This is a genomic window from Streptomyces sp. NPDC127038, from assembly GCF_042725875.1.
In the GTDB taxonomy this organism is placed as follows: Bacteria; Actinomycetota; Actinomycetes; order Streptomycetales; family Streptomycetaceae; genus Streptomyces.
Window position 1 is genome coordinate 15403 of record NZ_JBHXDQ010000080.1, and the last position, 25106, is coordinate 40508.

A 25106-nucleotide genomic window follows, 5' to 3' on the forward strand; every position below is an offset into this window, starting at 1 on the left:
TTGACCTCCCCCATCCGGCCGTCCCGCCGTCGGCGGCGACCGGTCTTTCCGGCCTGCGGCCGTCCGTCTCCCACCCACGCACCACCCGTTCACCGTCCGCCGAGAAGTCGGCCTCGCCCGTCCGGCCGTCCCGCCGTCGGCGGCGACCGGTTTTTCCGGCCTGCGGCCGGGTGTCTCCCGCCCGCGCACCGCCCGTTCGCCGTCCGCCGAGAAGTTGGCCTCGCCCGTCCGGCCGTCTCGCCGTCGGCGGTGACCGGTTTTTCCGGCCTGCGGCCGGGTGTCTCTCGCCCGTCGGCGTCGTCCGTTCGGGCGTCTCGGGGTCGGTGGTGGGTGGGGTCGTGTCACGGGTCCGGTGGTCGCCGATGGTGGTGGGGCCCCGGGGGAGAGTTCGGCTGGTTGTTGGCGGTCATGGGTGGTGCGTGGGTGGGAGACTTCCGGCCGGAGGCCGGGGCGACCGGCGGTGCCTCGGGTCGGTTTGGGCGGGTCGGCGGTGGGCGGGGGCAAACCCGGGCGCGGGCATGGGGCCGGGCCCCATAGGATTGGGCCAAAACACACCGCACTCACCCCAGAGGATCGCTGCATGCCTGGCATCACGCGCGAGGAGGTCGCCCACCTCGCACGGCTGGCGCGTCTGGAGCTGAAGGGCGAAGAGCTCGACCACTTCGCAGGCCAGCTGGACGACATCATCGGCGCGGTCGCCCGCGTCAGCGAGGTCGCCGACCAAGACGTACCGCCGACCTCTCATCCGCTGCCGCTGACGAACGTCATGCGCGTGGACGAGGTCCGTCCGTCGCTCACCCCCGAGCAGGCGCTCTCCGGCGCCCCGGCCCAGGAGCAGCAGCGTTTCAAGGTGCCGCAGATCCTGGGGGAGGACTAATCACCATGACGGACACCAACGTCAACATCATCAAGCTCACCGCCGCCGAGACCGCGGCGAAGATCGCCGCGGGCGAGCTGACCGCGGTCGAGGTCACCGAGGCCCACCTCGCGCGGATCGAGGCCGTCGACGAGAAGGTGCACGCCTTCCTGCACGTCGACCGCGAGGGCGCCCTCGCCCAGGCACGCGCCGTGGACGCCAAGCGGGAGGCCGGCGAGAAGCTCGGCCCGCTCGCCGGCGTGCCCCTCGCGCTCAAGGACATCTTCACCACCGAGGGCATCCCGACCACCGTCGGCTCGAAGATCCTCGAAGGCTGGATCCCGCCGTACGACGCGACCCTCACCAAGCGGCTCAAGGCCGCCGACGTCGTCATCCTCGGCAAGACCAACATGGACGAGTTCGCCATGGGGTCCTCCACCGAGAACAGCGCGTACGGCCCGACCGGCAACCCCTGGGACCTCACCCGGATCCCCGGCGGCTCCGGCGGCGGCTCCTCCGCGGCCCTCGCCTCGTACCAGGCGCCCCTCGCCATCGGCACCGACACCGGCGGCTCCATCCGCCAGCCGGCCGCCGTCACCGGCACGGTCGGCGTCAAGCCGACGTACGGCGCGGTCTCCCGCTACGGCATGGTGGCGTTCTCCAGCTCCCTCGACCAGGGCGGCCCCTGCGCCCGTACGGTCCTCGACGCCGCCCTCCTGCACGAGGTCATCGCCGGGCACGACCCGCTCGACTCCACCTCCATCGACGCCCCGGTCCCGCCGGTCGTCGAGGCCGCCCGCAACGGCAGCGTCGCGGGGATGCGCGTCGGTGTCGTCAAGCAGTTCCGCGGCGAGGGCTACCAGGCCGGTGTCATCCAGCGCTTCGACGAGTCCGTCGAACTGCTGAAGGAACTGGGCGCCGAGATCGTCGAGCTGGACTGCCCGTCCTTCGACCTGGCGCTCTCCGCGTACTACCTGATCGCCCCGTCCGAGTGCTCCTCCAACCTCGCCCGCTTCGACGGCCTGCGCTACGGCCTGCGGACGGGCGACGACGGCACGCGCTCCGCCGAGGACGTCACCGCCCTCACCCGTGAGGCCGGCTTCGGCCCCGAGGTCAAGCGCCGCGTCATGCTCGGCACGTACGCGCTCAGCTCCGGCTACTACGACGCGTACTACGGCAGCGCCCAGAAGGTCCGTACGCTCATCTCGCGCGACTTCGACAAGGCGTTCGAGCAGGTCGACGTGATCGTCTCCCCGACCACGCCCACCACCGCCTTCCCGATCGGCGAGCGCGCCGACGACCCGATGGCGATGTACCTCGCGGACCTGTGCACCATCCCGACCAACCTGGCCGGCAACTCCGCCATGTCGCTGCCCTGCGGTCTCGCCCCGGAGGACAACCTCCCGGTCGGACTCCAGATCATCGCCCCGGCGCTGAAGGACGACCGTCTGTACAAGGTCGGAGCCGCCGTCGAGGCCGCCTTCGTGGAAAAGTGGGGGCACCCGCTGCTTGAGGAGGCTCCGTCGCTGTGAGCAAGGCAATGTCCAAGGCCAAGGGCTTCAAGAAGTCGAAGTCGGGCACGTATCTGTCCATCGCCGGCACGGCCTTCGGCGCCTTCGGTGTCGCCAAGCAGGTCAAGAAGGCCCGCAAAGAACACGACACGCTGCGCCTCATCGACGCGGCCGTGTCCGCCGCCGCCATCGTCACAGGCCTCGCCATCCTCTACCGGGAGCTCAAGCGCCTGGGCGACGACGACGTCCTGATGGGCTGAGAGGGAAGTTTTCACCGTGACCACCACGACCGACCTGGTCTCGTACGAGGACGCGCTGGCGTCGTACGACCCCGTCATGGGCCTCGAGGTCCACGTCGAACTCGGCACCGCGACGAAGATGTTCTGCGGCTGTTCGACCGAGCTGGGCGCCGAGCCCAACTCGCAGACCTGCCCGACCTGCCTCGGCATGCCCGGCGCCCTCCCGGTCGTCAACGCGACCGGCGTCGAGTCCGCCATCAAGATCGGCCTCGCGCTGCACTGCGAGATCGCCGAGTGGTGCCGCTTCGCCCGGAAGAACTACTTCTATCCGGACATGCCGAAGAACTTCCAGACCTCCCAGTACGACGAGCCGATCGCCTTCAACGGCTATCTGGACGTCCAGCTTGAGGACGGCGAGGTCTTCCGCGTGCAGATCGAGCGCGCCCACATGGAGGAGGACACCGGCAAGTCGCTGCACGTCGGCGGTGCCACCGGCCGCATCCACGGCGCCTCGCACTCCCTGCTCGACTACAACCGCGCGGGCATCCCGCTCATCGAGATCGTCACCAAGCCGATCGAGGGCGCGGGCGAGCGGGCCCCCGAGGTCGCCAAGGCGTACGTCGCCGAACTGCGCGAGCTCATCAAGGCGCTCGGTGTCTCCGAGGCCCGTATGGAGCAGGGCCAGATGCGCTGCGACGTGAACCTCTCGCTGCGCCCGCACGGGCGGGAGAAGTTCGGTACGCGCTCCGAGACGAAGAACGTCAACTCGCTGCGTTCCGTCGAGCGTGCCGCCCGCTTCGAGATCATGCGCCACGCCGCGGTGCTGAACTCCGGCGGCACGATCATCCAGGAGACCCGCCACTTCCACGAGGACACCGGGTCGACGACCTCGGGCCGCGTGAAGGAGGAGGCGGAGGACTACCGGTACTTCCCGGAGCCCGACCTGGTGCCCGTCGCCCCGTCCCGCGAGTGGGTCGAGGAGCTGCGCGCCGGACTGCCCGAGCAGCCGCTGGCCCGCCGCAACCGGCTGCGCGAGGAGTGGGACGTCAACGCCCACGACATGCAGTCGATGCTCAACGCCGGCGCGATCGACTCGATCGTCGCGACGATCGAGGCCGGTGCCGACTCGGCCTCCGCCCGCAAGTGGTGGATGGGCGAGCTGGCCCGCAGCGCCAACGAGTCGGGCAAGGCCCTGGAGGACCTGCCGATCACCCCGGCCCAGGTCGCCCGGGTGTCCGAGCTGGTCACCGCCGGTGACCTGAACGACAAGCTGGCCCGTCAGGTCATCGAGGGCGTCCTCGCCGGCGAGGGCACCCCGGACGAGGTCGTCGACAAGCGCGGTCTGAAGGTCGTCTCGGACGAGGGCGCGCTCACCGCCGCCGTCGACGAGGCCATCGCGGGGAACGCCGGCATCGCCGACAAGATCCGCGGCGGCAAGGTCCAGGCCGTCGGCGCGCTCGTCGGCGCGGTCATGAAGGCCACCCGTGGCCAGGCCGACGCGGCCCGCGTCAAGGAGCTCATCCTGGAGAAGCTGGGCGTCTCCGAGGGCTGAGGTCCGAGTTTTCCCACACCCCGGGGGGTGCGCCGCGAGCGGTGCGCCCCCCGGGGTCTGTGTCGGCGTGCTCAGGTCAACGCGATACGCTCCCGCGGCATGAGTGGAAGCACCGACTCCGAGACGCACGACCGTACGACGCCGGACCGTGAGACCCGCGACAGCGAGGTCCGGGACCCGGCGGACCCCGACGCCGGAACGCCGGACCCGGCCGATTCCGGGGCCGGGGACCCGAGCCCGGCGGATCGGGCCACGGCCCCCGACACCGACGACTCGGACGCCTCGGGCGACTCGGACACCTCGGACGCCTCGGACGACGAGGGAACGGGCGACCAGGACCCGGACGCCGAGGACCCGGACGACGACGATCAGGATCCGGAGGCGCGCCGGGCGCGCTGGACCGCCGTCGGGACGGGCGCGCTGCTGACCCTCGCCGGACTCGCCGCCTCGGTGCTGCGCACCTCCGTGTCCGGAACCGCGCTGATACCCCTGTCCTACGCCTCGGGCGCCGTCCTGTGCGCCGGAGCGTCGGCACTCGGGGCCAGGGGCCGTACCCGGCGGGCGCTGTGGCTGATGATCGCCGGTGTGATGGTCATGGCCGTGGGTGACCAGCTGGACTGAGGTGGGGCCGAAGGGGTGACAGGGGCCACGCGAACCCACTGTGACCTCGGTCGCAGTCCTGTGAGTAAGGCCACGAATGCGACAAAGGATCAGTACAGGCTGCAAGAGTGATGACGCATTAGTCATGTGTTCTTTGCGGGCAGTTCCCGATAAAGATCCACAAATCCCCCAGGGAGCTCGCTCGTGGCAGCCCTTGCACGGTGGTGTGTTCAGCATCGCCTAGTCGCCGTTCTGCTCTGGCTTCTGGCGTTCGGCGGTGTGACCGCGGCCGCCGCGGTGACGGGCTCCGCGTACTCCAACGACTACGAGGTCCCCGGGACCGAGTCGGGCCACGCGACGCAGCTCCTGAACAAGGGATTCCCCGGCTTCGGCGGTGACAGCGACACGATCGTCTGGCACACCGACCCGGGCACCGTGCGTTCGGCCGACGTCGAACAGACCATGAACGGGACCCTCGACAAGATCGAGAAGCTTCCCGGAGTGGCCTCGGTCGACAGCCCGTACACCCACCAGGGAGCGGGCGGGGCCGACTCGGCCGGCCGGATCAGCCGGGACGGCAGGACGGCCTACGCGACCATCACCTTCGCCGACCGGGCCGAGAACCTCGACAAGGGCGAGGTCCAGGCCGTCGTCAGCACCGCGAAGGCGGCCGAGACCAAGGGGCTGGACGTCGAGCTCGGCGGTACGGCCATCGCGCTGACCAAGCCCTCCGGCGGGCACACGGCCGAGATCGTGGGCGTGGCCGTTGCCGCCGTGGTCCTCTTCCTCGCCTTCGGCTCGCTCGCCGCCTCCATGCTGCCCATCGCCACCGCCCTGGTCGGCGTCGGCACGGCGTACTTCGGCATCGTGCTCCTCGGACACGCCATGACCGTCGCGGACTTCGCCCCCATGCTCGGCATGCTGGTCGGCCTCGGCGTCGGCATCGACTACGCGCTGTTCATCGTGACCAGACACCGGCGCGGCCTCAAACGCGGGCTGTCGGTGGCCGAGGCGGCGCAGAACGCCGTGGCCACCACCGGCCGCGCGGTCGTCTTCGCCGGAGCCACCGTCTGCATCGCCCTGCTGGGCATGCTCATCCTCCGGCTCAGCTTCCTCAACGGTGTGGCGATCGCCGCCTCCCTGACCGTCGTCCTCACCGTCGCGGCCTCCGTGACCCTGCTGCCCGCGCTGCTGTCCTTCATCGGGCCGCGCGCGCTCAGCCGCCGTGAGCGCAGGCGGCTGGAGGAGGTCGGGCCCGAGCCCGAGATGGCCACCGGCTTCGCCGCCCGCTGGTCCGCCTTCGTCGAGCGCCACCCCAAGCTGCTCGGTGTCGTGGCCGTCGTCGTGATGGCCGTGCTCGCCCTGCCCACGTTCTCCCTCCACCTGGGCACCTCCGACCAGGGCAACGACCCGAAGAGCACGACCACCCGGCAGGCCTACGACCGGATCTCGGAGGGCTTCGGCCCCGGCCTGAACGGTCCCCTGACCCTCGTCACCAAGGTCGGCGGCGCCGAGGACCGGCTCGCCCTGGACAACCTGGACACCACGCTGAGGGCCACCCAGGGTGTCGCCTCGGCGACCCCGGTGACGTACAACGGCGCTGGTGACACCGCCTTCCTCACCGTCGTCCCGGCCTCCGCCCCGCAGTCCCAGAAGACCAGCGACCTCGTCGACCGGCTGCGCACCGACGTCCTGCCGCGCGCCGAGTCGGGCACCTCGCTCGACGTCCAGGTCGGCGGTGTGACGGCGAGCTACGACGACTTCGCGGGCGTCATCATCGGCAAGCTCCCGCTCTTCGTGGGCGTGGTGATCAGCCTCGGCTGTGTCCTGCTGCTGCTCGCCTTCCGTTCGATCGGCATCCCGCTCAAGGCGGCGGCCATGAACATCGCCGCCGTCGCCGCCGCCTTCGGAGTCGTCGTCGCGATCTTCCAGTGGGGCTGGGGCAGCGAGCTGCTCGGCCTCGGCCGCGCCGGCCCGATCGAGCCGTTCCTGCCCGTGATCATGGTGTCGGTGCTCTTCGGGCTCTCCATGGACTACCAGGTCTTCCTGGTCAGCAGGATGTACGAGGAGTGGCTGGAGACCGGCGACAACCGTCGGGCCGTACGCGTCGGGCTCGCCGAGACCAGCCGGGTGATCAACTCCGCCGCCGTCATCATGATCTCGGTCTTCCTGGCCTTCGTGCTCAGCGGCGACCGCGTCATCGCGATGTTCGGCATCGCCCTCGCCTCGGCCGTCGCCCTGGACGCCTTCGTCCTGCGCACGCTCCTCGTCCCGGCCCTGATGCACCTGCTCGGCGACGCCAACTGGTGGCTGCCCCGCGCCCTGGACAAGAGGCTTCCGCGCATCAGCATCGAGCCGCCCGAGTGCCGGGCGGCGCATGAGAGGCTGGCCGAGGCCACGGACGCCGAGGCGGCCGACGTACTGGCCCGCGCGGTGACGGAGGCCGGAGCGACGGTCGTACCGGGCGGCCGCAAGGCGCCGGACGCCGGGACGCCGGATCTCGGGACGCCGGACCTCGGGACGACCGACGCCGGGGCGACGGATGTGACGACGAAGGAGCGGTGACGGGATGTACGCCATATCCCTGGGCGACGACGGAGCGGAGCTGCGGCCCCTGGAGCCCTGGCACGCCGAGGAGTTCCTCGCCCACCTGGACCGCGGACGCGAGTTCATCGGGCGGTTCATCCCCTTCGGGGCCCGGTCCACGGACGTGCCGTCCGCGCGGGCACAGCTCCAGCGGTACGCCGACATGCGTGCCGCCGGCACCGGCTCCCTGCACGGCCTGTGGCTCGACGGGAAGCTCGTGGGCGGTGTGCTCTTCCTGAACTTCGACGCCGACCAGGGCACCTGCGAGGTCGGCTGCTGGCTGGAACCCGCCGCCTCCGGGCGCGGTCTGGTGACCCGCGCGATGCGGATCCTCATCGACTGGGCGGTCGGGGAACGCGGGATCCAGCGCGTGGAGTGGGTCGCCGCGGCGGGCAACGTCCCGAGCCTGAACGTGGCCCGGCGGCTCGGCATGAGCCGGGACGGCGTGCTCCGCGGCAAGCATCTCCACCAGGGCGTGCGGCACGACCTGGAGGTGTGGTCCCTGCTCGCCCACGAGTGGCGGGCCGCACGCGGGGACACCGCCCCCGAGGATCATTAAGGAACCTCTCAGACAGCGTCCGTACGGTGCGCGCATGGGAACCAAGACAGCTGACGAGACCGGCGCCGAGACCGGTACCGAGGCGCAGCGCGACGAGCAGACCGTGGACGTCACCGAGGCCGCGGCCGCGACCACCACCGACGAGCAGGCCAAGGCGGCGGCCGCCGCCGAGGAGCCGCACCAGACCGCGGACGAGACCGCGGACGGCACGGACCTCGACGAGGACGACGAGGCGGACGAGGAGCCCGCGGGCGACGACACCGCCGCCGCGGGCGGGGACACCGGTGTCGGCCAGGGTGCCGCGGCCGTCGTGTCCGCCGGACTCGGTGTGGTGTCGCTGACCGGCAGCTGGGTCGCCACCGTGGCCGCCGCCCGCGAGACCCTGATCGGCCAGCTCAGGACCTCCTCGACCGCGAGCGTCGCCACGCAGGTCAAGGCGGTCTACGGCGACGCCTGGGCGACCACCGCGCTGATCGGCGGCCTCTTCGCACTGGCCGCGCTGATCGTCGGCGTGGTCGTGCTGGCCAGGCCCGCGTTCGGAGCCCCCGGCAAGCCGCAGGCCGCCTGGATCAAGTCGGTCGCCTGGGCGGGCGTGTCGCTCGGCGTCGTGGGACTGGTGCTCGCGGTCGCCAAGTACGCGGACGTCATCCTCGGACTGCCGTCCGCCGGCTGACCCCCGGAGAACCGGGACCACTCTGAGGGGCCTTAGGGCCGGCACGGGAAACCGGCCGCCGTCCTAAGGCCCTTCGCGTTCCCAAGATGCGGCACTCTCCCGATGTGGCGCACCCCCCTGGGAGACGAGGGTTGAGGCATCGCGAACAGCGAGACCGAGACCGACTCTTCACCAAGGGGTACGAGATGTTCGAGTACGAGCTCCACCGCATCCGGTCCGCGGAACTGATCCGGGAGGCCCAGACCCACCGGCTCGCCAGGGAGGCCGCTTCCGGCCGACGGGCCGCCCGCCGCGCCGCAGCCCGCGGGGCCGCACAGGCGGACACGGAGGAACGAGCCCATAGCGACCGCCCCCGCCGGCACCGGTTCGCCCGAACCGCGTGAGCGCCGGGGCGCCGGTGGGGGGCCGGACACCGTCCGGCCCCCCACCGGGCGTGCGGGACGGCGGCCCCCGGGCGACCGCCCGCCTCCCGCCCGCCGGGATCCGCACGAGCGACCCGACGGCCGGAGGCCGCCGTGCCGGCGTGCCGAAGGGCGGGGACCGCCGCGTCGGCGCTCCGGCCGCCGCAGGGGCGCCGCCCGTCGTCCCGATAACCGCTGCCGTCCCGCCGGACCCCTGTGCCATGCTCGGGCCCGTGGAGACCAGGTCCGTCAGCCCGGTGTTCGTCGGTCGCGCCGACGAACTGGAGGTGTTGAACGACGCGCTCGCCCGCGCCGCCGGGAGCGGCCCCGAGGCGACCGGCACCGGGGGAGGGCCCCAGGCGTTCCTGCTCGGCGGCGAGGCCGGTGTCGGCAAGACCCGCTTCCTGGAGGAGTTCGCCGCCTCCGCCACCCGCGAGGGCGCCGTGGTCGCCTGCGGCGGCTGCGTCGAGATCGGCGCCGACGGCCTGCCCTTCGCCCCCTTCTCCACCGCCCTGCGCGCCCTGCGCCGCACCCTGCCCGAGGAGTTCGCCGCCGCGGCCGCCGGACAGGAGGAGGAACTCGCCCGGCTGCTCCCCGAACTCGCGCAGACCAGCAGGGGACGGCAGTACGAGGAGGACGGCACGGCCCGCCTCTTCGAGCTCACCGCCCGTCTGCTGGAACGGATCGCGGCCGACCGCACGGTCGTCGTCGTGCTGGAGGACCTGCACTGGGCCGACGCCTCGACCCGCCACCTCCTCGCCTACCTCTTCCGCACGCTGCGCGGCGGCCGACTCGTCGTGATCGCCACCTACCGCGCCGACGACATCCACCGCCGCCACCCGCTGCGCCCCCTGCTCGCCGAACTCGACCGCCTCCGCACGGTCCGCCGCATCGAACTGGGCCGCCTCAACCGCGCCGAGGTCGGCCGGCAGATCGCCGGGATCCTCGCCCGCGAACCCGACACCGCCCACGCCGACGAGATCTTCGCCCGCTCCGACGGCAACGCCTTCTTCGTCGAGGAACTGGCCGTCGCCGCCCGCGAGGGCTGCCCCACCGGACTCACGGACACCCTGCGCGACCTGCTCCTCGTCCGCGTCGAAGGGCTGCCCGAGAGCGCCCAGCGGGTCGCCAGGACCGTCGCCGAGGGCGGCAGCACCGTCGAGTACTCCCTGCTCGCCGCCGTGGCACGGCTCGCCGAGGACGACCTCATCGAGGCCCTGCGCGCCTGCGTCGGCGCCAACATCCTGACCGCCACGCCCGACGGCGACGGCTACCGCTTCCGCCACTCCCTGGTCCGCGAGGCCGTCAGCGACGACCTGCTGCCCGGCGAGCGCTCCCGCTTCAACCGCCGCTACGCCGAGGCCCTGGAGGCCGACCCGGCGCTCGTGCCGGCCGACGAGCGCGTCACCCGGCTGGCCAGCTACTGGTACCACGCCCACGACGCCGCCAAGGCCCTGCCCGCCGTCCTCGACGCCTCGGTCGAGGCCCGCCGCCGGCACGCCCACGCCGAGCAACTGCGGCTCCTGGAAAGGGCGATGGAACTCTGGGAGGCGGTCCCCGACACCGTACGGGCCGGACTGCGCCCCATCGACTACGTGGAGGCCTATCCGCCCCCGCCCCCGGCCCCGCCCGCGCCGTCGCGGGAACGCGGTGCGGACGCCGGCCACGACTCACCGGCCCAGCCGCTGCGTTACCTCGACCTCATGGCCGAGGCCGCCGTCGCCGGCCGGCTGTGCGGGGAACGCGAACGCGCCCTGAGGACGACCCGGCGCGCGCTGCACCTCCTGGAGGACGAGGGCGATCCGCTGCGCGCCGCCTGGTTCTGGGTCCAGCGCTCCCGGCTCGTCCAGGCACAGGTCCGCGGCGACGGCTGGAAGGAACTCGCCATCGCCCAGGACCTGGTGCGCGGTCTGCCGCCCTCCGAGGTGCACGCCGAGGTCCTGTCCATGGTCGCCGCCTGGTGCATGGTGCACCAGCCGGGTCACGGCGCCCTGTCCGCGGCCGAACGCGCCGTGGAGTACGCGCGCATGGTGGGTGCCCGCGACACCGAGCTGAACGCCCGGCTCACCCTCGGCGGTCTGATGGTCGACGCGGGGCAGGTCGAGGCCGGGCTCGCGGAGATGTACCGGGTCAGGGAATCGGCCAACCGCCAGGGTGCCGCGTACGTCGTGGGACGGCTGCACATCAACCTGCCCTCCCACCTGGAGTCCGTCGGCCGCTCCCGCGAGGCCGTCGCCATCCTGGGCGAGGGCATCGAACTGGCCCGCAGGAAAGGGCTGTTGGACACCCAGGCCTGGGTCTGCGGCAATCTCTCCGAATCGCTGTACGCGCTCGGCCGCTGGGACGAGGCCGAAGAGGCCGCGCGCGGCGCCCTGGCCATCGGACTCGGCGGCAAGGCCTCGGGCGTGGGCGCCTCCCGTCTCGCGCCGATCGCCCTGGCCCGCGGCGACCTCGCCGAGGCCGGACGCCAACTGGCCGCCGCCCGCGGCCACTTCGGCACCCACGACCCGATGCCCCAGCACTCCCTGCCGCTGCTGTGCACCACCATCGGCATCGCCGCGGGGGAGGGACGCTTCCTCGACGCCCGTACGGCCCTGGAGGAGGCGCTCGCCGCCGGCTTCCCGCCCGGCACCCAGCGCTACGCCTGGCCCCTGCTGCTGGCCGCCGTCACCGCCGAGGCCGACGCCCGCGGGCTGCCCGTCGCCGGACCCGGCCGCGCCCCGACCCTGGCACGCATCCGCGCGGCCGCGCGGAACCTGGCCACCGGAGCGCCCGTCTGGCTCGCCCACGCCGAATGGCTGCGCGCCGAACTCCGGCGGGCCGACGGCGCGAGCAGCCCGGAACAGTGGTCCGAGGTGGTCGAGGCCGTCGAACCGCTGGAGCGCCCCCACGACCTCGCCCGGGTCCGGCTCCGGCTGGCCGAGGCCCTGCTGCTCACCGGCGCGGACGACGACGAGCGCGCCCGCGCCGCGGAACTCCTGCGCCTCGCCGGTGCCGTCGCCGACCACCTCGGCGCCCGCCCGCTCGCCGGGGCCGTCGCCCTGCTCGCCCAGCGCGCCCGCCTCACCCTGGAGCGGGCCCCGGCCCGTTCCCGTACCGCGCCCGCCGGCCCGGCGGACGCGTTCGGGCTCACCAGCCGCGAGCGCGACGTCCTGCGTCTGGTCGCCGCGGGCCGCAGCAACCGCGGGATCGCCGAGGAACTGTTCATCTCCCCGAAGACGGCCAGCGTCCACGTCTCGAACATCCTGGCCAAGCTGGACGTCTCGGGACGGGGGGAGGCGGCGGCCCTGGCCCACCGGCTCCGGCTCTTCCCGCCGGAAGGCCCGGAAGGCCCGGAGGGCCCGGAAGCCCCGGACGCCCAGGTCACGCCGGTCGACCCGGTCGCCGCCACCGCCCCGGACGCCTCGGAGACCCCCGGAAGCCCGCCCGCCCGCGCGGCCGGCTGAGAACGGCCGCGTCGGACAGGCCTGCCCTAGGTCACTTCGAGCTCGAGGATCCGGTCGTCGCCCTTCACCGGGTTGCCGCGGCCGTCGGTGTTGCTCGTGGTCAGCCAGAGCCTGTCGCCGCCCGCGGAGACGACCGTGCGGAGCCGGCCGTACTTGTCCGTCAGGAAGGCCTCGGGCGACGCGGACGCCTTGGTGCCGTCGAGCGGGATCCGCCACAGGCGCTGCCCCTTGAGCGCCGCCATCCAGATGGACCCCCCGGCGTAGGCGATCCCGCTCGGGGAGGCCTCGTCGGTGTGCCACTGGACCACGGGGTCGTGGTACTCGGGGTTGTGGCCGATGCCCTCCACCACGGGCCAGCCGTAGTTGTCGCCCGGCTTGATCTGGTTCAGCTCGTCCCAGGTGTCCTGGCCGAACTCCGAGGCCCACAGCCGCTGCCGGTCGTCCCAGGCCAGCCCCTGGACGTTGCGGTGCCCGTACGAGTACACGACCGAGTCGGGGAACGGATTGCCCGGCGCGGGCTCGCCGTCCGGGGTCATCCGCAGGATCTTCCCGCCGAGGGACCCGCGGTCCTGGGCCAGACCACGGTCGCCCGTCTCGCCCGTGCCCGCGTACAGCATCCGGTCGGGCCCGAAGGCGATCCGGCCGCCGTTGTGGATCACGCCCTTGGGGATGCCCCTGAGGATCGTGTCCGGCGCGCCCAGCTGCTCCCCGGCCGGCTTCCGCTCGTCGTACAGCATGCGCACGATGCGGTTGTCGGAGGCCGTCGTGAGATACGCGTAGATCATGTGGTCGGAGGCGTAGTCCGGCGACAGGGCGATGCCCAGGAGGCCGCCCTCGCCCGCGGCGGCCACCCCGGGAACGTCGCCCAGCAGCGTCTTGCGCCCGGTCCCCTCGTCGATCCGGGTGATCGTCCCCTTGTCCCGTGAGGACACCAGCAGACCGCCGCCGGGCAGCGGCGCCAGGCCCCAGGGGGTGTCGAGGTCCTCGGTGACGGTGCGCAGGACCTTCACCGAGCCCTTGGCCGGCGGTGTCTCCCGCGGGGACGCGCTCCCGGCGGACGCCGCGGGCGACGAGACGCTCGCGGTGGCGGCGGACGCGCCCGGGCCCGCCGGGCCCGTCCCGCCGGAGGAGCATCCGGCCGTCAGCAGAAGCGCGCTCGCGGCCAACACGACTGTCGCTGTTCGGACTTGCACCATCAGTGTCCCTTCGACGCGGCGGTCCTCCTGTTCATACACCGCTCGCGTTCCACGGGTTCCCGGTCCCGGGCACGCGATCCGCGCCGGGAACCGGAAAGGGCTGTTCAGTCCCAGGATCCCAGGGCCCCCGGCAGCCGCGCCACCTCGGAGAGGTCCTCGGCCGTCAGCCGCAGTCCGGCCGCCCCCGCGTTCTCGGTGACCCACCGCTCCCGCTTGGCTCCCGGCACCGGGACGACGTGCGGCCCCTGCGCCAGCACCCAGGCCAGCGCCACCTGCGCGGGCGTGACGGGCGGGCCGTCGCCCCCGTGCCGCCGCGCGATCCGCCGCAGACCCACGACGATGGGCTGGTTCGCCGCCATCATCTCGGCGGTGAAACGGGGATGGCGGGCCCGCGGGTCGTCGGGCTCGAAGCCCTCGCCCGGGGTCAGGGTGCCGGTCAGGAAGCCGTTGCCGAGCGGCATCGCGGCCAGGAACCCGACACCGCGCGCCGCGCACCACGGCAGCAGCGCGTCCAGCGCCTCCGCCGACCACACCGACAGCTCGGCCTGCACCGTGCTCACCGGGAAGACCTGCTGCACCCGCTCCAGCAGGCGGATCGTTCCGTCGTGCGGCCGCGCCCCGGCCCGGCGGCCCGGCCCCGCGCCCACCGCGCACAGCCCGAGCGAGCGGACCTTTCCGGCCGCGACGAGCTCGGCCATCGCGCCCCAGGTCTCCTCGACCGGCACTTCCGGATCGGCCCGGTGCAGCTGGTAGAGGTCGATCACATCCGTCTGGAGCCGGCGCAGCGACGCGTCGCAGGCCCGTCTCACGTAGGCGGGGCGGCCGTTGGCCACCAGATGCTGATCACCCACCAGCAGCCCGACCTTGGTCGACACGAACGCCTCGGAGCGCCGCTCCTTCAGTACGCGTCCGAGGAGCAGCTCATTGGTGAAGGGCCCGTACATGTCGGCCGTGTCGAGCAGGGTCGAGCCCCGGTCCAGTGCCGCGTTCACCGCGCGCAGCGACTCCTCGCCCCGCTGTTGAGACCCGGTGTAGGCCCAGCTCATCGGCATGCATCCGAGTCCGACCGCCCCCACATCGAGCGCCGCGGCCCCGATCGTTCTGCGCTCCACCTGGCCGTGATCCTCCTTCTGCCGGCCCCCAACCTAACCTCTGCGCGCATGGGCTCCTGGCATAACCTCCTGACCATGACTTCCGATGTCTGGCTCCCCTTCCACGCGGACGAGATCGACGGCCTGCCCGAGGGCCCCGACTACCGTTTCTGGGACGGCGGGCAGGAGTTCCCCGCGGATCCCGCCGACTGCGCGTTCTACGTCGTGCCGTACATGAAGCCCTCCGCCGTCTCGCAGCGGCCGCTGGCCGAAATGACGTCGCTGCGGACCGTGCAGACGCTGTCCGCCGGCGTCGACCACGTCCTGCCGGCGCTCAAGTCCCTTCCGTCCGGAGTGGTGTTGTGCAACGCCCGCGGGGTGCACGAGGCCAGCACCGCGGAACTCACCCTCGCCCTGGTCCTCGCCTCGCTGCGCGGGATCCCCGACTTCGTCCGGGGCCAGGACCGGCAGGAGTGGCGCTCGGGCTTCCGCCCCTCGCTCGCCGACAAGTCCGTGCTGATCGTGGGCTACGGGTCGATCGGGTCCGCCATCGAGGACAGGCTCGCGCCGTTCGAGCTCGCGCGGCTCGAGCGGGTCGCGCGCTCCGCCCGTGTCACGGCGCGCGGTCCCGTGCGCCCCCTGGCCGAACTGCCGTCCCTGCTGCCCGAGTTCGACGTGGTCATCCTGTCCGTGCCGCTCACGGACGCCACCCACGGCCTGGTCGACGCCGGGTTCCTGTCGCGGATGAAGGACGGGGCGCTCCTGGTGAACGTGGCCCGCGGTCCCGTGGTCGACACGGACGCGCTGCTCCGGGAGCTGACGAGCGGGCGCATCACCGCGGCCCTCGACGTCACCGACCCCGAACCGCTGCCCACGGGCCACCCGTTGTGGCACGCGCCCGGGCTGCTCCTCAGCCCCCACGTCGGCGGGCCGACCTCGGCGTTCTGGCCGCGCGCCAAGCGGCTCCTCGCGGATCAGCTCACCCGTTTCGTGAACCGGGAGCCCCTGCGCAACGTGGTCCTTACCACCGGCACCTGAGCGACCGCCGTCCGCCCGCGTCCGCCCTCGGACACCCTCCGCAGTTCCCCGGATGCGGGCAGTGCCGGCATAGTCCCTGGTCGTCACGGAGCGTAGAGGAACTATGTCCCTGAGTGACGAGACTGGTGTATCGTCCCGACAGGGGCTGCGCCGCGCACCGTTCGGCGCCGGGGACGGACATGAGACTGCGAGGGGGGCGACGGGCGATGCACGGCCTATGGACCAACGATCCGACGCGGCGGGGCCGCCGCCGACGACCCTGGCGCGCGGCCACGCACAGCCGCGGTCACGCCGGCCATCACCAGCGCAGGCATCCGGGCCGCCGCAGGCACGGGCATCCGGCGAGCCGGGACCAGCGGGATCCCGGGGCGCGGACCGGGTGGGCCCGGTGAGCTCCCCAGGGGTGCTGCTGACCCGTCGGACGGTCTTCGACGGCGGGACGGGCCTGTTCTCGCAACTCGTGCTGGCCCTGGTGTGCGCGGCCTACGCCGTCGGTTCCGCGCTCGGCTGGGGTTCCACGAGTCTCGCGCTGGTCATGGGCGACTTCGGGCTGAGCGTCGCCGCGGCCACCGCGGCGGTCTCCTGCCTCCTCTACGCCCGTGGCCGCCGCAGCCGCTTTCGGCCCGCGTGGCTGCTGTTCGCGCTCTCCTCGGCGATGGCCTCGCTCGGAAACCTGGTCTGGGGGTGGTACGAGGTGGTCCTCGACCGCCCGGTGCCCACACCGAGTTACGCCGACCTCTTCTTCCTCTGCTTCGCCCCGCCCGCCATCGTGGGACTGCTGGTGCTCGCCAAGCGGCCCGTCACCAAGGCGGGCTGGGTGTGTCTCGCGCTCGACGCCTGGCTGATCGGCGGATCGCTGCTCACCCTGTCCTGGAGTCTGGCGCTGGCCCAGGCGGCCAGGTTCGACGGGCCGAGCGTCGCGCACACCGCGCTGTCGCTCGCGTACCCCCTGCTGGACATCGCGCTGGTCAGCATGGTGCTCGCGCTGCACTTCAGGCGCTCGTCGGTGAACAGGTCGGCGGTGAACACCGCGATCGGGGCGCTCGCCCTGACCGTGATGTGCGACGCGCTGTTCACCTCGCCCCTCCTGCACAACAGCTATCACTCGGGCCAGCTCCTGGACGCGGGCTGGTTCGCCGGCTCGCTGCTCCTCGCGTACGCCCCCTGGGTCGTCACCCGGCACGGCGGCGAGAGCGAGGAGCACGGCACCGGGGAGTACGGCATCGAGGCGTACGGCCCCGCACCGCACGCACCCGACCCGCGCGTACCGGACGGGCCGGCCTCGGAGGAGCACGCGCGCCTGGCGCACGAGGGCATCCCCGGACAGCGCCGGGAGGGCCAGCACGGCCCGCCCGGAAGCCACGCCGTGCCCGGCCCCCGGGAGACCCGTCCCCCGTACGCGGACGGTGCGCCGCGGCAGGGCCCCGGGTCCCACGAAGCGCCGGGGCGGCAGGCGGAGCCCGACGCCCCCCGCGGACCGCGGCGGGACGGACCGTCGCACGAGGACTCCCCGGAACCCGGATCCGGCCGCCCCCCGGCCGCCCGGCCGATCACCGGATCACTGGCCGCGCTCACGCCCTATCTGGCCGCCGCCGTCTGCACGCTGGGGATCCTCTACAACATCCTGAACGGCCGCCGTGTGGACCGCGTGGTCCTCGTGACCGCAGGCCTGGTCGTCCTGGCCCTCGTGGTGCGCCAGGGCATCATGCTGCTCGACAACATCACCCTCACCCAGGAACTGGCCCAGAAGGAGAACCACTTCCGCTCCCTGGTGCAGGGCTCCAGCGACGTCATCATGATCGCCGCCCCGAACGGCATCCTGAGATACGTCAGCCCGGCCGCCGCCGGGGTCTACGGCCGGGACGCCGAGGAACTCGTCGGCTCCGAGCTCGCCTCCCTCATCCATCCCGAGGACCTCGGCTGCGTGGTCCACGAGGTACGGCGCTTCCTGGCCGCCAGCCACGCCGAGGAACCCACCACCCGGATCGAGTGCCGCTTCCGCTCCGGCGACGGCGGCTGGCTCAACGTGGAGTCCACCGTCAACCGGCACCACGGCGGCCTCATCTTCAACAGCCGGGACGTCACCGAACGCGTGCGGCTCCAGGCCCAGTTGCAGCACAACGCCGAGCACGACCCGCTCACCGACCTGCCCAACCGCGCGCTGTTCACCCGGCGCGTCCAGCAGGCCCTGTCCGGGCGCCGCTCCAGCGACCGGGGCACCGCCGTCCTGTTCATCGACCTCGACGGCTTCAAGGCCGTCAACGACACCATCGGACACCAGGCCGGGGACGAACTGCTCGTCCAGGCCGCCCGCAGGCTCCAGGACTCCGTCCGGCACGGCGACACCGCAGCCCGGCTCGGCGGGGACGAGTTCGCGGCCCTCATCGTCGGCGACGGAGGCCGCGACCGCACCGCCCGTGAGCAGCAGGTACGGGAACTCGCCGACCGTCTGCGGATCAGGCTCTCCCAGCCCTACTGCATCGACGGCAACGATGTCCGGGTCGCCGCCTCCATCGGCGTCGGCTTCGCCGAACCGGGCCTCGGCGCCGGTGAGCTGCTGCGCAACGCCGACCTCGCCATGTACCGGGCGAAGGCGGCGGGCAAGGGCCGCGTCGAGCTGTACGCGCCCCAGATGCAGCAGGACGTCGTGCGCCGGGCGGAACTGGCGACCCGGCTGCGCTCCGCCCTCCAGGACGGCGAGTTCGCCCTGCTGCACCAGCCCGTGGTGTCGCTGGAGAACGGCCGGATCGCGTCGGTCACCGCGCAGGCGCGCTGGCGTTCGTCCCAAGGGGTGCTCTTCACTCCCGCCGAGTTCCTGCGGGTCGCCGAGGACAGCGAGCGGACCGCCGAACTCGGCCGCTGGATGCTCGACGAGGCCGTCGAGCAGGCCGCCGAGCGCACCGCCGCGGGGGTCGCCGTGCCCGTCGCGGTCCGGATGACCGCCCGGCGCCTGGTGGACCGCTCGATGCCCCTGGGCTCCGTGGAGTCCCTGCTCACCCGGCACGGGCTCGCCTCCGGCGGTCTGATCATCGAGCTGTCCGACACCGACCCGAGGGTCCCCCTGGACGAGCTGGAGCGCCGGCTGAACGCCCTGCGGCGCCTCGGCGTCCGGATCGCCCTGGACGGCTTCGGCAGCGGCTACGCGGCGATCACGGCACTGCGGCGGCTTCCCGTCGACGTCCTGCGCCTCGACCGGAGCCTGGTCGAGGGGGTCGTCGAGTCCGCCCGGCTGCACAAGATCACCAGCGGGCTGCTGCGGATCGCCGCCGATCTGGGGATGCAGTCCGTCGCCGACGGGGTGGATCTTCCCGAGCAGGTGGTCGCCCTGCGCGCGATGGGCTGCACCCATGGGCAGGGCATGGCGTTCTCCGGGCCGCTGGACGAGTACCGGCTGCGCAGAGCGCTGTCTTCCGGCCACTATCCGGTGCCGAACGGCCCGGCCGAGCCCGCGTTCGCGGGCGGAGGCGGCGCGGGGGTGTATACGGGTGGTGTGCCCATCGTCCTCGCGGGCGGAACGGCCCTCCGCTCACATAATGAGACGCCCGTCCCACCCACTTGACAGTCGGTGTGTGCCGGGGGGAGGGTCAATGCCATGCGCACCCGAATTCTCGTACTTGGAAAGCGCGTCGGCTGAAGCCAGGTGGACACCGGAACGATCCGGAACACCCGGCGACCGCACCCGGCGCGCTCCCCTCGCTTGCCTCACGGCACGAGGGGTTTTTTGTTGCACAGGCATCAGTCGTACACCGCACAAAAGTCGCAAAAACCCTCAGCATCGAGAAGAGAATGCCGATGACCGAGCAGGCCACCGGGGCCCACCATCCGCAGCCGCGGCCCCGTTCCGGAGGACAGCAGTCCGCCCCCGAGCACGTCACGGGTGCGCAGTCCCTCATCCGCTCGCTCGAGGAGGTCGGGGCCGAGACCGTATTCGGCATTCCCGGAGGTGCGATCCTTCCGGCGTACGACCCGCTGATGGACTCCCGCAGGGTGCGGCACGTGCTCGTGCGCCACGAGCAGGGCGCCGGCCACGCGGCCACCGGCTACGCGCAGGCCACCGGCAAGGTCGGCGTCTGCATGGCGACCAGCGGCCCCGGCGCGACCAACCTGGTCACCCCGATCGCCGACGCCCACATGGACTCGGTGCCGCTCGTGGCGATCACCGGGCAGGTCGCGTCCAAGGCGATCGGCACGGACGCCTTCCAGGAGGCGGACATCGTCGGCATCACGATGCCGGTCACCAAGCACAACTTCCTGGTCACCAAGGCGGAGGACATCCCGCGGACGATCGCGGAGGCCTTCCACATCGCCTCCACCGGCCGCCCGGGCCCGGTCCTCGTCGACATCGCCAAGGACGCCCTCCAGGCCAGGACCACCTTCCAGTGGCCGCCCACCCAGGACCTGCCCGGCTACCGCCCGGTGACCAAGCCGCACGCCAAGCAGATCCGCGAGGCCGCCAAGCTGCTGTCCCAGGCCAAGCGGCCCGTGCTGTACGTCGGCGGCGGTGTCCTCAAGGCACACGCCACCGCCGAGCTGAAGGTCCTCGCGGAACTCACCGGAGCGCCCGTCACCACCACCCTCATGGCACTGGGCGCCTTCCCCGACAGCCACCCGCTGCACGTGGGAATGCCGGGCATGCACGGTTCGGTCACCGCCGTCACCGCGCTCCAGAAGGCCGACCTGATCGTCGCCCTCGGCGCCCGCTTCGACGACCGCGTCACCGGCAAGCTGGACAGCTTCGCCCCCTTCGCCAAGATCGTCCACGCCGACATCGACCCGGCCGAGATCGGCAAGAACCGCGCCGCCGACGTGCCGATCGTCGGAGACGCCCGCGAGGTCATCGCCGACCTGGTCCAGGCGGTCCAGAAGGAGCACAGCGAGGGCAACGCCGGCGACTACACCGCCTGGTGGAGCGACCTCAACCGCTGGCGCGAGACCTACCCGCTCGGCTACGAGCAGCCCGACAACGGCCAGCTGTCCCCGCAGCAGGTCATCGAGCGCATCGGCCAGCTCGCCCCGGAGGGCACGATCTTCGCCGCCGGCGTCGGCCAGCACCAGATGTGGGCCGCGCACTACATCCAGTACGAGCAGCCCTCGACCTGGCTGAACTCGGGCGGCGCCGGAACGATGGGCTACGCGGTCCCGGCCGCGATGGGCGCCAAGGCCGGACAGCCGGACCGCACGGTCTGGGCGGTCGACGGCGACGGCTGCTTCCAGATGACCAACCAGGAACTCACCACCTGCGCCCTGAACAACATCCCGATCAAGGTCGCCATCATCAACAACGGCGCCCTCGGGATGGTCCGCCAGTGGCAGACCCTCTTCTACAACCAGCGCTACTCCAACACCGTGCTGCACAGCGGCCCGGACGCGGACGGCAAGCAGCCGAGCGCCGGCACCCGCGTGCCCGACTTCGTCAAGCTGTCGGAGGCGATGGGCTGCCACGCCATCCGCTGCGAGTCCCCGGACGACCTCGACAAGGTGATCGAGGAGGCGAACTCGATCAACGACCGCCCGGTCGTGGTCGACTTCATCGTCCACGAGGACGCGATGGTGTGGCCGATGGTCGCCGCCGGCACCTCCAACGACGAGGTCATGTTCGCCCGGGACGTCCGCCCCGACTTCGGCGACAACGAAGACGACTGAGAGAGAGCCGAGTCAGACCCATGAGCAAGCACACCCTCTCCGTCCTCGTCGAGAACAAGCCCGGTGTCCTCGCCCGGATCACCGCCCTGTTCTCCCGGCGCGGCTTCAACATCGACTCCCTCGCCGTCGGTGTGACCGAGCACCCCGAGATCTCCCGCATCACCATCGTGGTGAACGTGATCGAGGAACTCCCGCTCGAACAGGTCACCAAGCAGCTCAACAAGCTCGTCAACGTCCTGAAGATCGTCGAACTGGAACCCGGTTCGGCCGTTCAGCGGGAACTCGTTCTGGTGAAGGTGCGCGCCGACAACGAGACACGCTCCCAGATCGTCGAGATCGTGCAGCTGTTCCGTGCCAAGACCGTCGACGTCTCTCCGGAGGCCGTCACCATCGAGGCCACCGGCGGCGCCGACAAGCTGGAGGCCATGCTGAAGATGCTGGAGCCCTTCGGCATCAAGGAGCTCGTCCAGTCCGGCACGATCGCGATCGGACGCGGGGCGCGCTCGATCACCGACCGGTCGCTGCGCGCACTGGACCGGTCGGCCTAAGCAGCAAGCCCCGGTCCACGGGCGGGCCGCCCACCCGGCCCGCCCGTATGCCGAGACCCGAGAACTTCACTTCCCCCGCCCGCCGTACGGTGGGACGCAACACCGGAAATACCGGATAACAAGGAGAACCCCAGTGGCCGAGCTGTTCTACGACGACGACGCCGACCTGTCCATCATCCAGGGCCGCAAGGTCGCGGTCATCGGCTACGGCAGCCAGGGTCACGCCCACGCGCTGTCCCTGCGCGACTCGGGTGTCGACGTCCGCGTCGGTCTGCACGAGGGATCCAAGTCCAAGGCGAAGGCCGAGGAGCAGGGCCTGCGCGTGGTGACCCCGGCGGAGGCCGCCGCCGAGGCCGACGTCATCATGATCCTGGTGCCGGACCCGATCCAGGCCCAGGTCTACGAGGAGTCCATCAAGGACAACCTCAAGGACGGCGACGCGCTGTTCTTCGGCCACGGCCTGAACATCCGCTTCGACTTCATCAAGCCGCCGGCCAACGTCGACGTCTGCATGGTCGCCCCCAAGGGCCCCGGTCACCTGGTCCGCCGCCAGTACGAGGAGGGCCGCGGCGTTCCGTGCATCGTCGCCGTCGAGCAGGACCCGACGGGCAACGGCCTGGCGCTCGCCCTCTCGTACGCCAAGGGCATCGGCGGCACCCGCGCCGGCGTCATCAAGACGACCTTCACCGAGGAGACCGAGACCGACCTGTTCGGTGAGCAGGCCGTCCTCTGCGGTGGTACCGCCGCTCTGGTCAAGGCGGGCTTCGAGACGCTGACCGAGGCCGGTTACCAGCCGGAGATCGCGTACTTCGAGTGCCTCCACGAGCTGAAGCTCATCGTCGACCTCATGTACGAGGGCGGCCTGGAGAAGATGCGCTGGTCGGTCTCCGAGACCGCCGAGTGGGGCGACTACATCACCGGCCCGCGCATCATCACGGACGCCACCAAGGCCGAGATGAAGCAGGTCCTCGCCGAGATCCAGGACGGCACGTTCGCCCGCAACTGGATGGACGAGTACCACTCGGGCCTGAAGAAGTACAACGAGTACAAGACCCAGGACGAGAACCACCTCCTGGAGACCACCGGCAAGGAGCTGCGCAAGCTCATGTCGTGGGTCAACGACGACGAGGCGTAAGCCGTACGACGAGGGCCGGAGCGGCATGCTCCGGCCCTTCGTCGAACCCTGGGTAACCCCCTTGGCCACGGTGTTGGACATCCCGTCCAGCCACGGACGGGTGATCCTTCCGCAGAGGCGAAGGACGACCCCCGCGGCGCCACTACACTGCTCCACATCACCAACGCGTCAGGCCCACAGCGTCGTGCGTCTTCCACGCGGCTCGAGCGACCCCCCCCAGAAGTGCAGGTACATTCCGGGGCCGCTAAAACCCTCCACCGCCTGCGGCCGTCGGGACGGCCGTCCGCATTGGACTTGTGAGGACTCACGTGAGCTCGAAACCTGTCGTACTCATCGCTGAAGAGCTGTCGCCCGCGACCGTAGACGCCCTGGGCCCGGACTTCGAGATCCGGCACTGCAACGGCGCCGACCGCGCCGAGCTGCTGCCCGCCATCGCCGACGTCGACGCCATCCTCATCCGCTCGGCCACCAAGGTCGACGCCGAGGCCGTCGCCGCCGCCCGCAAGCTGAAGGTCGTCGCACGAGCCGGCGTCGGCCTGGACAACGTCGACGTCTCCGCCGCCACCAAGGCCGGCGTGATGGTCGTCAACGCCCCCACCTCGAACATCGTGACCGCGGCCGAACTGGCCTGCGGTCTCCTCCTCGCCACCGCGCGCCACATCCCGCAGGCCAACACGGCCCTGAAGAACGGCGAGTGGAAGCGCAGCAAGTACACCGGTGTCGAGCTCGCCGAGAAGACCCTCGGTGTCGTCGGCCTCGGCCGCATCGGCGCGCTCGTCGCGCAGCGCATGTCGGCGTTCGGCATGAAGGTCGTCGCCTACGACCCCTACGTCCAGCCCGCGCGGGCCGCGCAGATGGGCGTGAAGGTCCTCACCCTCGACGAGCTGCTCGAGGTCGCGGACTTCATCACCGTGCACCTGCCCAAGACCCCCGAGACCCTCGGTCTCATCGGCGACGAGGCCCTGCACAAGGTCAAGCCGACCGTGCGCATCGTCAACGCCGCCCGCGGCGGGATCGTCGACGAGGAGGCGCTGTACTCGGCGCTCAAGGAGGGCCGCGTCGCCGGCGCCGGCCTCGACGTGTACGCGAAGGAGCCCTGCACGGACTCCCCGCTGTTCGAGCTCGACGAGGTCGTCTGCACCCCGCACCTCGGCGCCTCCACGGACGAGGCCCAGGAGAAGGCCGGCATCTCCGTCGCCCGCTCCGTGCGCCTGGCCCTCGCCGGTGAGCTCGTCCCCGACGCGGTCAACGTCCAGGGCGGCGTGATCGCCGAGGACGTCAAGCCGGGTCTGCCGCTCGCCGAGAAGCTCGGCCGCATCTTCACCGCCCTCGCGGGCGAGGTCGCGGTCCGCCTCGACGTCGAGGTGTACGGCGAGATCACCCAGCACGACGTCAAGGTGCTCGAACTCTCCGCGCTCAAGGGCGTGTTCGAGGACGTCGTCGACGAGACCGTGAGCTACGTCAACGCCCCGCTGTTCGCGCAGGAGCGCGGCGTCGAGGTCCGGCTGACCACGAGCTCGGAGTCCCCCGACCACCGCAACGTGGTCACCGTGCGCGGCACGCTGAGCGACGGCCAGGAGGTCGCGGTCTCCGGCACGCTGGCCGGCCCGAAGCACCTCCAGAAGATCGTCGCCGTCGGCGAGTACGACGTGGACCTGGCGCTCGCCGACCACATGCTCGTCCTGCGCTACGAGGACCGTCCCGGTGTCGTCGGCACCGTCGGCCGCATCCTCGGCGAGTCCGGCATCAACATCGCCGGCATGCAGGTCGCCCGCGCCAACGCCGGCGGCGAGGCCCTCGCGGTCCTCACCGTCGACGACACGGTGCCGCCGAGCGTCATCACCGAGCTCTCCGCCGAGATCGGCGCGACCTCGGCGCGGTCGGTCAACCTGGTCTGAGAACCGTCCACGACGGCTCACCGCACGACGGGCGCGGGGGCGGGGCCCCCCCCGGGTGCCCCCCCGCGGGCGGTTTACACCCCCCACCCCGCGCTGGGGTGTCGCGGGGGGTCAGAACCCCGCGGGAGGGCGTT

At 72.0% G+C, this 25106-nt stretch carries 17 protein-coding genes; 15 read left to right on the forward strand and 2 right to left on the reverse strand.

Annotated elements, in window-relative coordinates; genetic code table 11:
- Nucleotides 1–580 precede the first annotated feature (580 nt).
- The 9 genes from gatC to ACFWI4_RS36270 all read left to right on the forward strand — a co-directional run bounded on the left by gatC (nucleotide 581) and on the right by ACFWI4_RS36270 (nucleotide 12423).
- Complete coding sequence (gene gatC / locus ACFWI4_RS36230; protein ID WP_037622623.1) at nucleotides 581–877, forward strand: Asp-tRNA(Asn)/Glu-tRNA(Gln) amidotransferase subunit GatC; 297 nt, start codon at nucleotides 581–583, stop codon at nucleotides 875–877.
- Nucleotides 878–882: 5 nt separating this feature from the next.
- Nucleotides 883–2388 carry an Asp-tRNA(Asn)/Glu-tRNA(Gln) amidotransferase subunit GatA gene (gene gatA / locus ACFWI4_RS36235; protein WP_385400183.1) on the forward strand — a complete coding sequence of 502 codons (1506 nt, stop codon included), beginning with the start codon at nucleotides 883–885 and terminating at the stop codon, nucleotides 2386–2388.
- Between the two features lie 8 nt (nucleotides 2389–2396).
- Nucleotides 2397–2627, forward strand: coding sequence for a hypothetical protein (locus tag ACFWI4_RS36240; RefSeq protein WP_385400359.1), 231 nt, complete (start codon nucleotides 2397–2399; stop codon nucleotides 2625–2627).
- A 16-nt stretch (nucleotides 2628–2643) separates the two neighbouring features.
- On the forward strand, nucleotides 2644–4158 hold the full coding sequence (gene gatB / locus ACFWI4_RS36245) for an Asp-tRNA(Asn)/Glu-tRNA(Gln) amidotransferase subunit GatB (protein ID WP_385400180.1): 1515 nt from the start codon (nucleotides 2644–2646) through the stop codon (nucleotides 4156–4158).
- A 99-nt stretch (nucleotides 4159–4257) separates the two neighbouring features.
- A complete protein-coding gene (locus ACFWI4_RS36250) occupies nucleotides 4258–4779 on the forward strand; it encodes a hypothetical protein (protein ID WP_387205285.1) in 522 nt (173 codons plus the stop codon).
- Nucleotides 4780–4962: 183 nt separating this feature from the next.
- Nucleotides 4963–7323, forward strand: coding sequence for an MMPL family transporter (locus ACFWI4_RS36255; RefSeq protein WP_387205287.1), 2361 nt, complete (start codon nucleotides 4963–4965; stop codon nucleotides 7321–7323).
- 4 nt (nucleotides 7324–7327) lie between these two features.
- Nucleotides 7328–7903 carry a GNAT family N-acetyltransferase gene (locus ACFWI4_RS36260; RefSeq protein WP_387205289.1) on the forward strand — a complete coding sequence of 192 codons (576 nt, stop codon included), beginning with the start codon at nucleotides 7328–7330 and terminating at the stop codon, nucleotides 7901–7903.
- Between the two features lie 34 nt (nucleotides 7904–7937).
- Complete coding sequence (locus ACFWI4_RS36265) at nucleotides 7938–8576, forward strand: hypothetical protein (protein WP_387205291.1); 639 nt, start codon at nucleotides 7938–7940, stop codon at nucleotides 8574–8576.
- Nucleotides 8577–9198: 622 nt separating this feature from the next.
- Entirely contained in the window at nucleotides 9199–12423 is a 3225-nt protein-coding gene (locus ACFWI4_RS36270) for an AAA family ATPase (RefSeq protein WP_387205293.1), read from the forward strand.
- A 26-nt stretch (nucleotides 12424–12449) separates the two neighbouring features.
- Here ACFWI4_RS36270 and ACFWI4_RS36275 read toward each other — a convergent pair whose 3' ends face one another.
- Nucleotides 12450–13619, reverse strand: a complete 1170-nt coding sequence (locus tag ACFWI4_RS36275) for a PQQ-dependent sugar dehydrogenase (RefSeq protein WP_387205295.1) — start codon at nucleotides 13617–13619, stop codon at nucleotides 12450–12452.
- A 104-nt stretch (nucleotides 13620–13723) separates the two neighbouring features.
- Nucleotides 13724–14731, reverse strand: a complete 1008-nt coding sequence (locus tag ACFWI4_RS36280; protein WP_387205297.1) for an aldo/keto reductase — start codon at nucleotides 14729–14731, stop codon at nucleotides 13724–13726.
- Between the two features lie 75 nt (nucleotides 14732–14806).
- Here ACFWI4_RS36280 and ACFWI4_RS36285 point away from each other — a divergent pair, with 75 nt between their 5' ends.
- The 6 genes from ACFWI4_RS36285 (at nucleotide 14807) to serA (ending at nucleotide 24972) form a co-directional block, all read left to right on the forward strand.
- Nucleotides 14807–15748 carry a 2-hydroxyacid dehydrogenase gene (locus ACFWI4_RS36285; protein ID WP_387205299.1) on the forward strand — a complete coding sequence of 314 codons (942 nt, stop codon included), beginning with the start codon at nucleotides 14807–14809 and terminating at the stop codon, nucleotides 15746–15748.
- A 388-nt stretch (nucleotides 15749–16136) separates the two neighbouring features.
- Nucleotides 16137–19307 (forward strand): EAL domain-containing protein, encoded by a 3171-nt coding sequence (locus ACFWI4_RS36290; RefSeq protein WP_387205301.1) that lies wholly within the window; start codon nucleotides 16137–16139, stop codon nucleotides 19305–19307.
- Nucleotides 19308–19534: 227 nt separating this feature from the next.
- Nucleotides 19535–21391, forward strand: a complete 1857-nt coding sequence (locus ACFWI4_RS36295; protein WP_385405710.1) for an acetolactate synthase large subunit — start codon at nucleotides 19535–19537, stop codon at nucleotides 21389–21391.
- Between the two features lie 20 nt (nucleotides 21392–21411).
- Nucleotides 21412–21939: an acetolactate synthase small subunit gene (ilvN, locus tag ACFWI4_RS36300; RefSeq protein WP_037622651.1), complete on the forward strand. Its 528-nt coding sequence runs from the start codon at nucleotides 21412–21414 to the stop codon at nucleotides 21937–21939.
- A gap of 133 nt (nucleotides 21940–22072) precedes the next feature.
- A complete protein-coding gene (ilvC, locus tag ACFWI4_RS36305) occupies nucleotides 22073–23074 on the forward strand; it encodes a ketol-acid reductoisomerase (protein ID WP_387205304.1) in 1002 nt (333 codons plus the stop codon).
- Nucleotides 23075–23382: 308 nt separating this feature from the next.
- Entirely contained in the window at nucleotides 23383–24972 is a 1590-nt protein-coding gene (gene serA, locus ACFWI4_RS36310) for a phosphoglycerate dehydrogenase (RefSeq protein ID WP_385405704.1), read from the forward strand.
- Nucleotides 24973–25106: the final 134 nt, after the last annotated feature.

What these genes read in the sequence shown, in the direction of transcription:
- gatC (WP_037622623.1), top strand. Translation starts at nt 581, where the DNA reads ATGCCTGGCATCACGCGCGAGGAGGTCGCCCACCTCGCACGGCTGGCG.
- gatA (WP_385400183.1), top strand. Translation starts at nt 883, where the DNA reads ATGACGGACACCAACGTCAACATCATCAAGCTCACCGCCGCCGAGACC.
- ACFWI4_RS36240 (WP_385400359.1), top strand. Translation starts at nt 2,397, where the DNA reads ATGTCCAAGGCCAAGGGCTTCAAGAAGTCGAAGTCGGGCACGTATCTG.
- ACFWI4_RS36250 (WP_387205285.1), top strand. Translation starts at nt 4,258, where the DNA reads ATGAGTGGAAGCACCGACTCCGAGACGCACGACCGTACGACGCCGGAC.
- ACFWI4_RS36260 (WP_387205289.1), top strand. Translation starts at nt 7,328, where the DNA reads ATGTACGCCATATCCCTGGGCGACGACGGAGCGGAGCTGCGGCCCCTG.
- ACFWI4_RS36265 (WP_387205291.1), top strand. Translation starts at nt 7,938, where the DNA reads ATGGGAACCAAGACAGCTGACGAGACCGGCGCCGAGACCGGTACCGAG.
- ACFWI4_RS36270 (WP_387205293.1), top strand. Translation starts at nt 9,199, where the DNA reads ATGCTCGGGCCCGTGGAGACCAGGTCCGTCAGCCCGGTGTTCGTCGGT.
- ACFWI4_RS36275 (WP_387205295.1), bottom strand. Translation starts at nt 13,619, where the DNA reads ATGGTGCAAGTCCGAACAGCGACAGTCGTGTTGGCCGCGAGCGCGCTT.
- ACFWI4_RS36285 (WP_387205299.1), top strand. Translation starts at nt 14,807, where the DNA reads ATGACTTCCGATGTCTGGCTCCCCTTCCACGCGGACGAGATCGACGGC.
- ACFWI4_RS36295 (WP_385405710.1), top strand. Translation starts at nt 19,535, where the DNA reads ATGCCGATGACCGAGCAGGCCACCGGGGCCCACCATCCGCAGCCGCGG.
- ilvN (WP_037622651.1), top strand. Translation starts at nt 21,412, where the DNA reads ATGAGCAAGCACACCCTCTCCGTCCTCGTCGAGAACAAGCCCGGTGTC.